Raw genomic sequence first — 13691 nt, 5'->3', positions numbered from 1 at the left:
GCCATGTCGCGTCACGTTCTCTCCCTGCTCGTCGAAGACAAGCCCGGTCTGCTGACCCGCGTCGCCGGACTGTTCGCCCGCCGCGGCTTCAACATCGAGTCGCTCGCGGTCGGCCACTCCGAGCTGGAGGGCCTCAGCCGCATCACCGTCGTGGTGGATGTGGACGCCCTTCCGCTGGAGCAGGTCACCAAGCAGCTGAACAAGCTGATCAACGTGGTCAAGATCGTCGAGCTCGACCCGACCCAGGCGGTCGAGCGCGAGCACCTGCTGATCAAGGTGCGCGTCGACAACACGACCCGCTCGCAGATCCTCGAGGCGGTGAACCTGTTCCGCGCGCGCGTCGTCGACGTGGCACCGGATGCGCTCGTCATCGAGGTCACGGGCGACTCGGGCAAGGTGCAGGCCTTCCTGCGCGTGCTCGAGCCCTACGGGATCAAGGAGCTCGCGCAGTCGGGCCTCCTCGCGATCGGTCGCGGTGCGAAGAGCATCAGCGAGCGCGTGCTCAAGAACTGAACAAACCCGCTGGTTGAGGAGCGGCCGAAGGCCGCATATCGAAACCAGCACCCCGTACGACGGGTTCCGATACGCCCGTTCGCGGGCTGCTCGACCCACACAAGAAGAAAGAGAAACCCCCTCATGGCAGAGCTCTACTACGACAAGGACGCCGACCTCTCCCTCATCCAGGGCAAGAAGGTCGCGATCGTCGGCTACGGATCGCAGGGCCACGCCCACGCGATGAACCTCCGCGACTCGGGCGTCGAGGTCAAGATCGGTCTGAAGGACGGCTCGAAGTCGGCCCCCAAGGCCACCGAAGAGGGCTTCGAGGTGCTCAGCGTCGCCGACGCCGCCGAGTGGGCCGACGTCATCATGATCCTCGCGCCGGACCAGCACCAGCGCGCGATCTACAACGAGAGCATCAAGGACAAGCTGACCGCGGGCAAGACCCTCGCCTTCGCGCACGGCTTCAACATCCGCTTCGGCTACATCGAGGCGCCGTCCGACGTCGACGTCATCCTCGTCGCCCCGAAGGCCCCGGGCCACACGGTGCGTCGCGAGTACGTCGCCGGCCGTGGCATCCCGGACATCATCGCGGTCGAGAACGATGCCTCGGGCCAGGCCTGGGACCTCGCGAAGTCGTACGCGAAGGCGATCGGCGGCACCCGCGCCGGCGTCATCAAGACGACCTTCACCGAAGAGACCGAGTCGGACCTGTTCGGCGAGCAGGCCGTGCTCTGCGGCGGCACCTCGCAGCTCGTGCAGTACGGCTTCGAGACCCTCGTCGAGGCGGGCTACCAGCCCGAGATCGCCTACTTCGAGGTGCTTCACGAGCTGAAGCTCATCGTCGACCTGATGTGGGAGGGCGGCATCGCCAAGCAGCGCTGGTCGGTCTCCGACACGGCCGAGTACGGCGACTACGTCTCCGGCCCGCGCGTCATCGACCCGAGCGTCAAGGAGAACATGCAGGCTGTTCTCGCCGACATCCAGTCCGGTGCGTTCGCGAAGCGCTTCATCGACGACCAGGACGCCGGCGCGCCCGAGTTCATGTCGCTGCGCGAGAAGGGTGCCCAGCACCCGATCGAGAAGACCGGCAAGGACCTCCGTGCCCTCTTCGCGTGGAAGCAGCAGGACGCCGACTACACCGACGGCTCCGCCGCCCGCTAGTTCTTCGGCGGCAGGGATGCATCCCTGACGTAAGGGAGTGCCGCGCGCGGCACTCCCTTGCGTCATTTCGGCGTCCGTTGGGCGCCCGCCCGGCGTGCGGGTGCGGTGCGCGCTCGGCGTGCATGGCGAGCATTGTCAGGACGGGCGACCGTAGGCTGGAGGCATGACTTCTCTGGGGCTCGGGATGCCGGCCGTGCGCCGCGACCCGAGCGCTGCCCCGTCGACGGCGGGACGCCCCGACACGGATGCGCTGATCGACCGCTTCGGACGCATCGCGCACGACCTCCGCGTCTCGATCACCTCCGCCTGCTCGCTGCGCTGCACCTACTGCATGCCCGCCGAGGGCCTGCCGGTGATCCCGAAGAACGAGCTGCTCAGCGCCCCCGAGATCGCCCGACTGGTCGGCATCGCGGCGCGCGACCTGGGCGTGCACGACGTGCGCTTCACGGGCGGTGAGCCGCTGACCCGCGCCGACCTGGTCGAGATCATCGCACTCTCGCGCGAGGCCGCACCCGAGGCGTCGCTCGCGATGACGACGAACGCGATCGGCCTCGACAAGCGCGCGGCGGCGCTGCGCGACGCCGGCCTCGACCGCATCAACGTCTCCCTCGACACGATCGACCGCGCCCACTTCGAGCGGCTCACCCGACGCGACCGGCTTCCCGCGGTGCTGCGCGGCATCGCGGCGGCGTACGCGGCGGGACTCGGCCCGTTGAAGGTGAACGCGGTGCTGATGCGCGAGACGCTCGGCGACGCCCCCGCGCTGCTCGACTGGGCGATCGAGCACGGCGCCCGCCTGCGCTTCATCGAGCAGATGCCGCTCGACGCCGACGAGGCCTGGCAGCGCGCCAACATGGTGCCCGCCGCCGAGCTGCTCGACGTGCTCGGCGCCCGCTTCCGGCTCACGGAGGTGGGGCGCGAGGATCCGTCCGCCCCCGCCGAGGAATGGCAGGTGGATGACGGACCGGCCACCGTCGGCATCATCGCCTCGGTCACGCGCTCCTTCTGCGCCGCCTGCGACCGCACCCGACTGACCGCGGAGGGCACCGTCCGCTCCTGCCTGTTCGGCGACGACGAGACCGACCTGCGCGCGCTGCTGCGCGGCGGCGCGAGCGACGAGGAGATCGCCGACCGCTGGCGCGCCGCGATGTGGGGCAAGCAGGCCGGACACGGCATCGACGCGGCGGACTTCGCGCGCCCGGTGCGATCCATGGGGGCGATCGGGGGATGACTGCCGTGCGTTCGATTGCCGTTCGCTATTTCGCGGCGGCCGCTGACGTCGCCGGTCGCGAGGACGAGACGCTGATGCTGCCGGCCGCGGCCACCGTCGGGCATCTTCGCGCCGCGCTGCGCGAGCGCTACGGCGCCGAGATGGATCGGGTCATGACGTCCGGGTCGTTCCTCGTCGACGGGGTCGTCTCGCGCGACGACGCCCGCGCGCTGGGCGCCGCGGTTGACGTGCTGCCGCCGTTTGCGGGCGGCTGAGCCGGTCTAGCTCTCGATGCCGAGCAGCTTGTGGCCGGCGGCGATCTCCTCGCCGGAGACACCGCCCGCCGCCACCGAGGTGAGGAACACGATCAGCGACGCGACCTCGGCGTAGCTCGACTCGCCGGGTCGCCCCCGCTCGGGCGCCGGGTGCTGCGTCTCATCGAGCACAGGACCAGGGTTGACGACGTTGATCGTCACGCCGGTGCCGGCGGCGGAGTCCGCGAGCGTCTTGGCGATCGTGTTGAGGGTGCCGTTGCGCACGGAGCCGGCGAGGGTCGTCGTCATGCGGGCGATCTGTCCGCTGACGCCGACGATGCGTCCGAAGCCCGCGCTCGTCATGTGCGGCAGGAGCGCGGTGGCCACACGGAGGAACCCGAGGGACTTGCCGTCGATGGCTTCGAGCAGGTGCGCCGCCTCGAGGTCGCGCGCCGGGTCGAGCGTCGAGACCGGCGGCGCCGCGGTCAGCACGGCGACGTCGATGCGCCCGTGCCGGGCGAGCACCTCGTCGATCGCGGATGTCACCGAGGCGTCGTCGGCGGCGTCGAGCACGACTGAGTCGACGCCGAGCTCGGTCGCGAGTGCGGAGAGCTTCTCGGTGTTGCGGGCCGCCAGCACCACCGTCGCCCCTTCGGCGAAGAGCTGGCGCGCGGTGGCCGCGCCGATGCGGCCGGTCCCGCCGACGACGAGGGCGACACGATTCTGCAGTCCGAGATCCATGCGCCCATTCTGCCGTGCGCATGCCCGCGATGGCGGGTGCCGCCTAGAGTCCGACCCACTCCGAGACGCCGTCGGTGAGGTGCTGGCGCTTCCAGATCGGCACGCGCTCCTTGATCAGGTCGACCAGGCGCGAGCAGGCGGCGAAGGCCTCGGCGCGGTGCGGCGCGGCGACCGCGGCGATGAGGGCGGCATCCCCGATCTCGAGGCGTCCGACCCGGTGCACGGCGGCCACCCGCAGGCCCGTCTCGGCCGCGATCTCGGCGCACGTCTCACGCAGGAAGCGCTCCGCCTCGGGGTGGGCACGGTAGTCGAGGGCGAGCACGCCGTCGCCGTGATCGTGATTGCGGATCACTCCGGCGAAGCAGACCACGGCACCGTCAGCGGCGGTCACCACCGAGTCCTCGATCCGGGCGCGGTCGAGCACGTCCTCGGTGACCTGCGCGAGCGCGACGAGCCCGGGTGCGTCGTCGGTCGCGGGCGCGTCGTCACTCATGGTCGCCGCCGGCGAGCTGATCGAGCAGGTGCGGCAGCAGCGGTTCGAGCACGGCGAGGCCGTCGCGCACGCCGCCGGTGGAGCCGGGCAGGTTCACGATGAGGGTGGAGCCCGCGATCCCCGCGAGGGCGCGGCTGAGCGCGGCGGTCGGGGTGGCGGCGCGGCCGGCGGCGCGCAGGGCCTCGGCGATGCCGGGGAGTTCGCGGTCGAGCACCGCGGCGGTCGCCTCAGGGGTGCGGTCGGTGGGCGAGATGCCGGTGCCGCCGGTGGTGAGGATGAGGGCCGGCTTCTCGGCCAGCGCCTCGGCGAGGGCGGCCGGGAGGTCGGCGTCGGCGACGACGCGCGGGGAAGCGGCGGTGAAGCCGTGGGCGTCGAGCCAGGCGGCGATCGCCGGGCCGGTGGTGTCGTCGCGGGTGCCGGCCGCGGCGCGGGTGGAGGAGACGAGGGTGAGGGCGGTGGGGGCCGCTGGTCGAGTAGCCGACGCAGTCGGCGTATCGAGGCCCCGGGACGCGTCGAGCGGTTTCGATACGCGATCCTGCGGATCGCTACTCAACCCGCTGGTCGCGCTCGACCCGCCTTCGGCGCTCAACCCGCTGGTCGCGCTCAACCCGCTCGACTCGCGGGTCCAGTGGCCGTGCTTGCCGCCGGTCTTCTCCAGCAGTCGGATCTCGCCGAGCTCGGCGAGCGGGTCGACCGCCTTGATCATGTCGTGCAGGGTGAGGCCCGCGACGGCGACCGCCGTCAGCGCCTCCATCTCGACGCCTGTGCGGCCGGTGACGGCGGCGGTGGCGCGGATCTGAATCTCGCGCTCGCCGAGCTCGAAGTCGACGTCGACGGAGTCGAGTCCGAGCGAGTGGGCGAGCGGGATCAGCTCGTCGACGCGCTTGGCGCCCTGGATGCCCGCCAGCCGCGCGGTCGCCAGCACGTCGCCCTTCGGCATCCCCTCGCCGCGGATCAGGTCGATCACCTGGGGGCTGGTCAGCAGCCGCCCGCCCGCGAGCGCGACGCGACGGGTGATCGGCTTGGCGCCGACGTCGACCATGTGCGCCTGACCGGCGGCGTCGAGGTGGGTGAGCTTCGGCTTGGTCATAGTTCGACAGTCTCCACGATGTCGCCGGGGTCCAGGTGGGTCACGTGCTCGGGCACGACGATCAGCAGCTCGGCGGCGGCCAGCGCGGCCACCAGGTGCGAGCCGGGGCCCGCGACGGTCGCGACCCCGGCGGCGCCTCGGACCCCGCGCAGGTACTGGCGCTTGCCAGCGACCGAGTCGAGTGCGTGCGCGAGCGGCTCGCGGCCGTGCACGGCAGCCGGCAGCGCCGCGATCTCGCGCAGCACGGTCGCGGCGAACAGCTCGAACGACAGCAGCGAGCTGACCGGGTTGCCGGGGAAGCACAGCACGGGGATGCCCTCCCACTCCGCGGTGCCCTGCGGTCCGCCCGGCTGCATCGCGACGCTTCCGACGAGGGCGCCGCGCGGCTCGAGCACCTCGCGCACCACCTCGTGCTCGCCCATGGAGACGCCGCCGCTCGTGACGATCAGCTCGGCGCCGGCGTCGCGGGCGGCGTCGAGCAGCGCGGCGAAGTCGTCGGCCTGGTCGCGCACCCGACCGCTCAGCACCACCTCGGCGCCGACGCTGCGGGCGGCCGCGACGAGCGCCGGTCCGTTCGCGTCGAACAGCTCACCGGGGCCGGCCTCAGTCCCGGGGGCGACCAGTTCGCTTCCGGTCGAGATGATCGCGACGCGCACCGGCGTCTGCACGTCGACGTGGGTGAGTCCCGCGGCGGCGAGGGCGGCGAGGTGGCGCGAGCGCAGGCGGCGCCCGGCGGGCACCAGCTCGGCTCCTGCGGCCAGGTCGGAGCCCGCCTCGCGCACGTACAGGCCGGGCGAGGGGGCGACGAGGATGGCGACCTCGGTGCCGCGATCCTCGGTGTCTTCGACGCGCACCACCGCATCCGCTCCCGCTGGCACGGGCGCACCGGTCATGATGCGCACCGCCGTGCCGGGGACCAGCGGCGCCGGCTCGCCGGGGGCGGCCGCGACCTCGCCGACGAGGGGCAGCAGCACCGGGGTCTCGGCCGTCGCGGCGGAGAGCTCGGCGGCCCGGACGGCGATGCCGTCCATCTGCGAGTTGCGGAACAGCGGCAGCGCGACCGGGGAGGTCACCGCGTGGGCGGTCACGCGATCCAGCGCGTCCTCCAGCGACACGCTTTCGGCCGCGCGCTCCCGCAGCGGGGCGAGGAGGGCCCGGACGACGTCGCGGTGCTCCGGCGCGGTGCGGCGGAAGGCGGCGGAGCCGGGCATCGTCAGTACCTCGGCATCGCGGGGTCGACGGCGCGGGCGTAGGCGTCGATGCCGCCGGTGAGGTGGCGCACGCGCGTGAAGCCGAGCGTCTGCATCGAGGCGAGCGCCTGCCCGGAGCGCACGCCGTGGTGGCAGTAGAGCACGATGTCGGCGTCGCGGTCGAGCGGGTCGACCCCCGCGAGGATGTCGCGCAGCGGGATGAGCGTCGAGTCCGGCAGTGCGACGAAGGAGTGCTCGTGCGGCTCGCGCACGTCGATCAGCATCGGGGGGCGGTCGCCGGCGAGTTCCGCGGCGAGGGCGGGGGAGTCGATCGAGGTCGAGCCGTCGAGTTCGCGCTCGGCGGTGCGCTCCTCGATCGAGCCGGGACGCACGACTCCCGGCTCGCGCTCGTAGCGCACCTCGCGCATGCTGCCGCTGCGCGCGTCGAAGATCGCGACGCGGCCGAGCAGCGGCTCGCCGATGCCGGTGAGCAGCTTGATCGCCTCCGCCGCCATGACCCCGCCGATGACGGTGCAGACCGGGGGCAGCACGCCGACCAGTTCGCAGGAAAGGCTCTCGGCATCCGGCGCTTCGGGGAAGAGGTCGCGGTAGTCGACGCCGCGCTCGTCCCAGGCGACCCCGGCCTGGCCGGTGTAGCGGACCGCCGACCCCCACACCAGCGGGATGCCGCGCACCGCCGCGATGTCGTTGCAGAGGTAGCGGGTGGGCGCGTTGTCGCTGCCGTCGATCAGCAGGTCGGCGTCGAGCAGCAGGTCGAGCGCGTTGCGTCCGGTGAAGCGCTCCGCGACCGGGCGGATGACGGTGTCGGGCGACATCGCGCGCAGCGCCTCGGTCGCCGATTCGACCTTCAATCGCCCGACGTCCTCGGCGCGGTGCAGAGTCTGGCGGTGCAGGTTGCTCGCGTCGACGGTGTCATCGTCGACGATCGTGATCGTGCCGACCCCGGCGCCGACGATCGCGGGCAGCACGGCCGAGCCGAGTCCGCCCGCGCCGACCACGACGACGTGCGCGGCGGCGAGCCGTTCCTGCGCGCTCGCGCCGAATCCGTCGAGGACACGCTGGCGCGCGAAGCGGGGTGCGGCGGGGTCGAGGGGCATGGACTGATTCTTCCAGGTCGGGGATGCCGGCACCGGGTTGGTGCGGTCGTGACGGCGGGCGCGGCGTTGTCCGCGCTCCGCTCGGGTGTGCGTCCCGGCGCTCCTTGTCCGAAAGTCGGAGATCTGGCATTCATGTCCACGAGTCGTGGACCGCCGGCCCGAATCTCCGAGTTTGCGTTCGGGGGTCGGGGGTCGGGTGGCGGGGGACGCGGTGCGGGTGTCGGGGTGCGGGTGGCGGGTGGCCGGGCCGCGGTGCGGGCGGGGGAGCCGGAGGCCGAGGCAAGCCAGTGCGTTCCAGCAGATGCGGATAGATTTGACCGATAGAACCGCAGATGCGGGTGATTGAACGAGGAGGCGCGCGATGAGCGAGTTCCGGGTGAGCGAGGCCGCGGCCCTGCTCGGGGTCAGCGATGACACCGTGCGCCGCTGGGGCGAGAGCGGACGTCTGCCGATCCGGCGGGGCGAGAACGGCCGCCAGGTGATCGACGGCGCCGACCTTGCGCCGCTCATGTCGGAACTGGCCGCCGAGTCGCCGCTCGCGGATGCCTTCCCCGCAGCCCGTGTCTCCGCCCGCAACCGCTTCACCGGCATCGTCACCGCGGTGACGCGCGACGGGGTGATGGCGCAGGTCGACATTCAGGCGGGGCCGTTCCGGGTGGTCTCGCTGATGAGCCGCGAGGCCGCCGACGAGCTCGGGCTCGAGGTGGGCGTGCTGGCGGTTGCGAGCGCGAAGGCGACCGTGGTGACGGTGGAGCGTCCCGAGGAGCGCGCGTGACCGACTCAACCGGCGCCACCTGCGTGGCCAGCGCGACACGCGTAACCCGCGGGCGCAAGGCAGCCCGAGCCCGCTTCGCCCCCGCCCTCGGCCTGGGAGCGGTCAGCGCTCTGCTGCTCGCGGGATGCGCCGCGCCCGCCGAGACCGACGCCGACGAGGGCGCGCTCGGCGGACCCCTGACCGTCCTCGCCGCGGCCTCGCTCACCGAGGTCTTCGACGAGATGGCCGACGCGTTCGAGGCCGAGCATCCGGACGTTGACGTGATCGTGAGCGCCGGCGGCAGCGGCGCCCTCGCCGAGCAGATCCTCGCCGGGGCACCCGCCGACGTGTTCGCCGCCGCGAACGAGTCCGCGATGGCGCGCGTGGTCGACGCGGGGCTGGCGAGCGAGACGCCGATCCTCGCGACGAACACCCTCGAACTCGTCGTGCCGGCCGGCAATCCCGGCGAGGTGGACAGCCTGGCCGATCTCGCCCGCCCTGAGCTGGCGATCGCCCTGTGCGACGAGGCGGTGCCCTGCGGCGCCGCGAGTACCGAGCTGCTCGCGCTCGCCGGAGTGACCGCCGCGCCCGACACCCTCGAATCCGACGTCAAGGCGGTGCTCACCAAGGTGCTGCTCGGCGAGGCGGATGCCGGACTCGTCTACCGCACCGACGTTCAGGCGGCAGGCTCCGCGGTCGTCGGCATCAAGATTCCGGACGCGGCCGCGGTGGTCAACCGCTACCCGATCGCCGCGCTCACCGAGCCGCCGAACCCGGATGCCGCCGCCGCGTTCGTGGCCTTCGTTTTGTCGGAGGCGGGGCAGGCGCTCCTGGAGGAGGCGGGTTTCGGTGTCTCCTGAGATGTCGCGTCGGAACACTCGCCCGGCGGCCCGGCGCCGCGCGCTCCCGCTCCTCGTCGTGGTCGGCGCCGGGCTCGCGCTCGCGCTGCTGGTGTTGCCGCTCGTCGCGCTCGTGCTGCGCGCGCCGTGGGATCGCGCGGTCGAGATCGTCACGGGCGAGGTGGTCGGGCCCGCCCTGGCGCTGTCGCTCGGCACCGCCGCGCTCTCGACGTTGATCTCTCTGCTGCTCGGGGTCCCGCTCGCGATGGTGCTGGCGCGCTCGCACGGCTGGCCGGTCATGCCGCGACGTCTGCTGCGCGCGGCGATCACGATCCCGCTGGTGCTCCCGCCGGTGGTCGGCGGCATCGCCCTGCTGCTGCTGCTCGGCCGCAGCGGTGTGCTCGGCGGGGTGCTCGGTGAGCTGGGCATCGGCATCCCGTACACGACGGGCGCGGTCGTGATCGCCCAGGTGTTCGTCGCGATGCCCTTCCTGGTGTTCGCCGTGGAGGGCGCGCTGCTCTCGGCCGACCGGCGCACGGAGCTCGCCGCCGCGACGCTCGGCGCCAGTCGCGCGCAGGCGTTCCGACTGGTGACCCTCCCGCTCGTCGGGCCCGGGGTGGCCGCCGGTGCGGTGCTCTGCTTCGCCCGCGCGCTCGGCGAGTTCGGCGCGACGATCACCTTCGCCGGCAGCCTGCCCGGGGTCACCCGCACGCTGCCGATCGCGAGCTACCTGGCGCTGCAGTCCGACCCGGATGCGGCGATCGTGCTGGCGCTGGTACTGCTCGCCGTGGCGCTCGCCGTCATCCTGGCGCTGCGCGACCGGTGGATGCCGGGGGTGCGCGCGTGAGCGCGGCAACGTCAGCGGGCGGGCTCCTCGCGCACCTCGAGGCGCACCGCGGCGACGTCGACCTGCGCCTCGACCTGACGGCGACGCCGGGCCGTCCGGTCGCGCTGGTCGGGCCGAACGGGGCGGGCAAGTCGACGACGCTCGCCGTGCTGGCGGGCACCCATCCGCTGGAGGGTGGCGCCATCGAGCTCGCCGGGCGCGTGCTGGCGGGCGAGGGCGTCGACCTGCCGCCGGAGCGACGAGGCATCGGGCTGGTGTTCCAGGACTACGTGCTGTTTCCGCACCTGAGTGTGCGCGACAACATCGGCTTCGCCGCGCGGGTGCGCAGCGGGCGCGCCGCCGGTCGTGCGGCGGCGGAGCCGTGGTTGGAGCGCTTCGGACTCACGGCGCTCGCCGAGCGGCTCCCGGCCGAGCTCTCGGGCGGCCAGGCGCAGCGGGTGGCGCTCGCGCGGGCGCTCGCCGCCGAGCCCGGCCTGTTGCTGCTCGACGAGCCGATGGCCGCGCTCGACGTGGAGGTGCGCGCGGAGGTGCGCGCCGAACTGGGCGAGCTGCTGCGCGGACTGCCCATCCCCTCGGTGATCGTCACGCACTCGCGCGCCGATGTGGAGGCGCTCGGCGACGAGGTGCTGGTGCTTGAAGCAGGCACGGTCACGCAGCGCGGAACGGTGGCCGAGCTGCGCGCGCATCCGGCGACCCCGTACGTCGCCCGGCTGTTCAGCGCCCCGCCCGAGTGAGCCCCCGCCCGAGTGACGTGCGGCCGCGAGCGCGTCCAGTGTGCCGTTTCTCCGGAGATTCCGCGCTCTCGGCGGGAACGCATCCCGGAGACACGGATGCGGTCGTGGAGAACTCCGGAGAAGCGACGCACCGCGCGTCGTAGTCTGGGCTGATGCTTGAGATTCTGCAGCCGGGGGTCGGCCCGCACGGGGATGGGCCGTATCTTCCGGCCGACCCGCGCCACGTGTTCTGGGGCGTGCTGCCCTGCGAGGCCGATCGGCCGGTGCTGTCGATCGACTCGGGCGACGAGGTCACCATCGACACCCTCAGCCACGAGGGGCTTCTCGACGACCAGGGCTCCGACCCGGCCGCCTTCTTCGCCAGCCACGGGGTTCCGCGCGAGCAGGTGCTCGACGACGCGGTCGCGCTGGTCGCGACGCGCCAGCGCGGCGCCGACGACGGCCCGCACGTGGTCACCGGCCCGATCGAGGTGCGCGGTGCCGAGCCCGGCGAGCTGCTCGCGATCAACGTGCTCGAGACGATCCCGCGCGTGCCCTACGGCGTCATCTCGAACCGGCACGGGCGCGGGGCGCTGCCGGGCGAGTTCCCGCGCGGCGAGAAGAACGTCAGCGTGTTCGCCGCCGCCCGCGACGGCCAGGGCTGGGTTCCGCGGGTCGCCGGCGGTGAGGCCGACGTGCACTTTCCGCTCGACCCGTTCCTCGGCATCATGGGCGTCGCCGTCGCAGGCGACACCCGCCCGCACTCGGTACCGCCCGGCCGCCACGGCGGCAACATCAACGTCAAGCTGCTGACCGTCGGCAGCACGCTCTACCTGCCGGTGCAGGTTGCGGGCGCGCTCGCCTTCGTCGGCGACCCGCACTTCGCGCAGGGCGATGGCGAGGTCGCACTCACCGCGCTGGAGGCCTCGCTGCGCGTGCGCCTGCGGTTCCGGCGGGTGCACTCCGGGCATCCGCTCGCCCGCGTCGCACGCCGCCACGGCCCGATCATCGAGACCCCCGAGTTCCTGGTGCCGACCGGCATGGACGCCGACCTCGGCGAGGCGAACCGGGCTGCCGTGCGCGCGGCGATCGACCTGCTCGGCGAGGTGCACGGCATGGACCCCGAGCACGCCTTCGCCTACCTCAGCGCGGCGACCGACTTCAACATCTCGCAGGTGGTGGATCGCGTCACCGGCGTGCACGCGCGCATTCGAAAGGCGGACTTCCAATGACGGTGTCGGTGAGCCTCCCGCAGGGTGGCGAGGAGCCGGAAGGGCTCGTGGATGCGGTGCTCGCCTACGAGACCGCCCTCATGTCGGACGACGTGGCGGCCCTCGACGCCGCCTTCGCGCCCGGCTCGAGCACGCTGCGCGGCGACGCCACCGGGCTGCTGGTCGGACACGACGCGATCGCGGCGTTCCGACGCGGTCGCGGGGGAGCCCCGCAGCGTCACCTGCTCGCGCTGCACGTGCGCCCGGTCAACGCCGACAACGCGCTCGTCGTGGCGGAGGTCGCGGCACGCCGCGGCGGACGCGGGCTGCAGACTCAGCTCTGGCGTCGCGACGCCGAACTCGGCTGGGTGGTGTCGGCGGCGCACGTGAGCGCGCCCGCCCCGGCGGTCAATGCGCGCATCTGGCGCACTGTCGGCACTCCGCTGGTGGCCCCGCACGGCGACGGGGTGCTGGACGGGGTCGGCATCGCGGTGAAAGACCTGTTCGAGGTGACGGGCCTCGCGCTCGGCGTCGGGAATCCGACGTTTCTGGAGGCCGCGAAGCCGGCGAAGCGCACCGCTCCGGCGCTGCAGGCGCTGCTTGACGCCGGCGCCCACGTGACCGGCATCGCGCAGACCGACGAGTTCGCCTACTCGATCGCGGGCGCCAACGCGCACTACGGCACCCCGCCGAACGCCGCCGTGCCCGGCGCGCTTCCGGGCGGCTCCTCGAGCGGCCCCGCCTCGGCGGTCGCAAGCGGGCAGGCGGATCTGGGGCTCGGCACCGACACGGCCGGCTCGATCCGCGTTCCCGCCTCGTACCAGGGGCTGTGGGGGCTGCGGCCCACCCACGACGCGGTCTCGCTCGACGGCGTCTGGCCGCTCGCGCCCACCTTCGACACGGTCGGCTGGCTGACCCGCGACCCGGCGACCCTGCACAACGCGGTCGAGGCGACGCTCGGCGCGACCGAGCAGCGGCTCGCCCCCGAGTTCGTCGTGGCCCCGTCGCTGCGCCGCGACCTCGACGCCGAGGTGCTGGAGGCCTTCGACGCGAGCGTGGCGCGCTTCTCACCCACCGAGGTCGAGATCCCCGAGCCCGACGAGCTGCTGACGATCTTCCGCACCATCCAGCCCGCCGAGGCCTGGAAGAGCGACGGCGAGTGGGTGACGGCGAACCCCGGCACGCTCGGGCCGGGCGTGCGCGAGCGCTTCGAGATCGCCGAGGGGATGAGTGCCACCAGCGAGGCGGCCGCCCGCGAGGCGATGGCGGTGGCGCGCGAGCGTCTCGACTCGATCCTCGGGGATCGCATCCTGCTGCTGCCCTCGACGTCGTCGGCCGCGCCGAGCGCGCTGGCCTCCGCCGAGGAGCTGGAGGCGGTGCGCGGTGCGACGCTGCGGCTGTGCAGCGTGGCGGGCGTCGCCGGCCGACCCGCGCTGAGCGTGCCCGTGCTGAGCGCGACCGGCCCGACCGGCCGTCCCGCGCCGCTGGGGCTGTGCCTGGTGGGGCCGCGAGGCAGCGATCTCGCGCTCGTGGAGCTGGCGGCGGACCTGTTCGGTTGATTCGAATGTT

General features: G+C 73.2%; 15 protein-coding genes. 10 read left to right on the top strand and 5 right to left on the bottom strand.

The genetic code is table 11. The features are described from left to right. Window positions 1–3 precede the first annotated feature (3 nt). The 4 genes from ilvN (at window position 4) to AC0L6Y_RS08950 (ending at window position 3147) form a co-directional block, all read left to right on the top strand. A complete protein-coding gene (ilvN, locus tag AC0L6Y_RS08965) occupies window positions 4–513 on the top strand; it encodes an acetolactate synthase small subunit (protein WP_294181318.1) in 510 nt (169 codons plus the stop codon). A gap of 123 nt (window positions 514–636) precedes the next feature. After that, window positions 637–1662: a ketol-acid reductoisomerase gene (ilvC, locus tag AC0L6Y_RS08960; RefSeq protein ID WP_473551126.1), complete on the top strand. Its 1026-nt coding sequence runs from the start codon at window positions 637–639 to the stop codon at window positions 1660–1662. Window positions 1663–1825: 163 nt separating this feature from the next. Next, window positions 1826–2893, top strand: coding sequence for a GTP 3',8-cyclase MoaA (gene moaA / locus AC0L6Y_RS08955; RefSeq protein WP_473551123.1), 1068 nt, complete (start codon window positions 1826–1828; stop codon window positions 2891–2893). After that, window positions 2890–3147 carry a MoaD/ThiS family protein gene (locus AC0L6Y_RS08950; RefSeq protein WP_473551121.1) on the top strand — a complete coding sequence of 86 codons (258 nt, stop codon included), beginning with the start codon at window positions 2890–2892 and terminating at the stop codon, window positions 3145–3147. Before moaA ends, AC0L6Y_RS08950 begins: the two co-directional genes overlap by 4 nt. Window positions 3148–3153: 6 nt before the next feature. On the opposite strand, the gene AC0L6Y_RS08945 is transcribed toward AC0L6Y_RS08950, so the two are convergent. The 5 genes from AC0L6Y_RS08945 to AC0L6Y_RS08925 are packed head-to-tail and all read right to left on the bottom strand — an operon-like array spanning window position 3154 to window position 7758. Continuing rightward, window positions 3154–3867 (bottom strand): SDR family NAD(P)-dependent oxidoreductase, encoded by a 714-nt coding sequence (locus AC0L6Y_RS08945; RefSeq protein ID WP_473551119.1) that lies wholly within the window; start codon window positions 3865–3867, stop codon window positions 3154–3156. A gap of 43 nt (window positions 3868–3910) precedes the next feature. Continuing rightward, window positions 3911–4360 carry a molybdenum cofactor biosynthesis protein MoaE gene (locus AC0L6Y_RS08940; protein ID WP_473551116.1) on the bottom strand — a complete coding sequence of 150 codons (450 nt, stop codon included), beginning with the start codon at window positions 4358–4360 and terminating at the stop codon, window positions 3911–3913. Beyond that, window positions 4353–5450, bottom strand: a complete 1098-nt coding sequence (gene moaCB, locus AC0L6Y_RS08935; RefSeq protein ID WP_473551113.1) for a bifunctional molybdenum cofactor biosynthesis protein MoaC/MoaB — start codon at window positions 5448–5450, stop codon at window positions 4353–4355. The genes AC0L6Y_RS08940 and moaCB overlap by 8 nt, the downstream gene beginning before the upstream one ends. After that, window positions 5447–6661, bottom strand: a complete 1215-nt coding sequence (locus tag AC0L6Y_RS08930; protein WP_473551109.1) for a molybdopterin molybdotransferase MoeA — start codon at window positions 6659–6661, stop codon at window positions 5447–5449. Before AC0L6Y_RS08930 ends, moaCB begins: the two co-directional genes overlap by 4 nt. A gap of 2 nt (window positions 6662–6663) precedes the next feature. After that, window positions 6664–7758 carry a ThiF family adenylyltransferase gene (locus tag AC0L6Y_RS08925; RefSeq protein WP_473551106.1) on the bottom strand — a complete coding sequence of 365 codons (1095 nt, stop codon included), beginning with the start codon at window positions 7756–7758 and terminating at the stop codon, window positions 6664–6666. A gap of 361 nt (window positions 7759–8119) precedes the next feature. Here AC0L6Y_RS08925 and AC0L6Y_RS08920 point away from each other — a divergent pair, with 361 nt between their 5' ends. The 6 genes from AC0L6Y_RS08920 (at window position 8120) to AC0L6Y_RS08895 (ending at window position 13681) form a co-directional block, all read left to right on the top strand. Continuing rightward, window positions 8120–8533, top strand: a complete 414-nt coding sequence (locus AC0L6Y_RS08920) for a TOBE domain-containing protein (protein WP_473551104.1) — start codon at window positions 8120–8122, stop codon at window positions 8531–8533. Then, on the top strand, window positions 8530–9372 hold the full coding sequence (gene modA / locus AC0L6Y_RS08915) for a molybdate ABC transporter substrate-binding protein (RefSeq protein ID WP_473551101.1): 843 nt from the start codon (window positions 8530–8532) through the stop codon (window positions 9370–9372). The genes AC0L6Y_RS08920 and modA overlap by 4 nt, the downstream gene beginning before the upstream one ends. A 1-nt stretch (window position 9373) precedes the next feature. Beyond that, window positions 9374–10198 carry a molybdate ABC transporter permease subunit gene (gene modB / locus AC0L6Y_RS08910; protein ID WP_473558405.1) on the top strand — a complete coding sequence of 275 codons (825 nt, stop codon included), beginning with the start codon at window positions 9374–9376 and terminating at the stop codon, window positions 10196–10198. Then, window positions 10195–10932 carry a sulfate/molybdate ABC transporter ATP-binding protein gene (locus AC0L6Y_RS08905; RefSeq protein ID WP_473551098.1) on the top strand — a complete coding sequence of 246 codons (738 nt, stop codon included), beginning with the start codon at window positions 10195–10197 and terminating at the stop codon, window positions 10930–10932. The genes modB and AC0L6Y_RS08905 overlap by 4 nt, the downstream gene beginning before the upstream one ends. A 152-nt stretch (window positions 10933–11084) precedes the next feature. Beyond that, a complete protein-coding gene (locus AC0L6Y_RS08900; protein ID WP_473551095.1) occupies window positions 11085–12143 on the top strand; it encodes an acetamidase/formamidase family protein in 1059 nt (352 codons plus the stop codon). Further along, window positions 12140–13681 (top strand): AtzH-like domain-containing protein, encoded by a 1542-nt coding sequence (locus tag AC0L6Y_RS08895; protein ID WP_473551092.1) that lies wholly within the window; start codon window positions 12140–12142, stop codon window positions 13679–13681. The genes AC0L6Y_RS08900 and AC0L6Y_RS08895 overlap by 4 nt, the downstream gene beginning before the upstream one ends. The last annotated feature ends 10 nt before the right edge of the window (window positions 13682–13691 follow it).

It is taken from the genome of Pseudolysinimonas sp. 10J20-29, from assembly GCF_055809595.1.
Note: the sequence above shows the minus strand (reverse complement) of the source record. Positions and strands in the feature narration are given on the sequence as shown.

Coding starts and splice junctions, on each gene's coding strand:
- ilvN (WP_294181318.1), top strand. CDS start 4: ATGTCGCGTCACGTTCTCTCCCTGCTCGTCGAAGACAAGCCCGGTCTG.
- ilvC (WP_473551126.1), top strand. CDS start 637: ATGGCAGAGCTCTACTACGACAAGGACGCCGACCTCTCCCTCATCCAG.
- moaA (WP_473551123.1), top strand. CDS start 1,826: ATGACTTCTCTGGGGCTCGGGATGCCGGCCGTGCGCCGCGACCCGAGC.
- AC0L6Y_RS08950 (WP_473551121.1), top strand. CDS start 2,890: ATGACTGCCGTGCGTTCGATTGCCGTTCGCTATTTCGCGGCGGCCGCT.
- AC0L6Y_RS08945 (WP_473551119.1), bottom strand. CDS start 3,867: ATGGATCTCGGACTGCAGAATCGTGTCGCCCTCGTCGTCGGCGGGACC.
- AC0L6Y_RS08940 (WP_473551116.1), bottom strand. CDS start 4,360: ATGAGTGACGACGCGCCCGCGACCGACGACGCACCCGGGCTCGTCGCG.
- moaCB (WP_473551113.1), bottom strand. CDS start 5,450: ATGACCAAGCCGAAGCTCACCCACCTCGACGCCGCCGGTCAGGCGCAC.
- AC0L6Y_RS08930 (WP_473551109.1), bottom strand. CDS start 6,661: ATGCCCGGCTCCGCCGCCTTCCGCCGCACCGCGCCGGAGCACCGCGAC.
- AC0L6Y_RS08925 (WP_473551106.1), bottom strand. CDS start 7,758: ATGCCCCTCGACCCCGCCGCACCCCGCTTCGCGCGCCAGCGTGTCCTC.
- AC0L6Y_RS08920 (WP_473551104.1), top strand. CDS start 8,120: ATGAGCGAGTTCCGGGTGAGCGAGGCCGCGGCCCTGCTCGGGGTCAGC.
- modB (WP_473558405.1), top strand. CDS start 9,374: ATGTCGCGTCGGAACACTCGCCCGGCGGCCCGGCGCCGCGCGCTCCCG.
- AC0L6Y_RS08900 (WP_473551095.1), top strand. CDS start 11,085: ATGCTTGAGATTCTGCAGCCGGGGGTCGGCCCGCACGGGGATGGGCCG.
- AC0L6Y_RS08895 (WP_473551092.1), top strand. CDS start 12,140: ATGACGGTGTCGGTGAGCCTCCCGCAGGGTGGCGAGGAGCCGGAAGGG.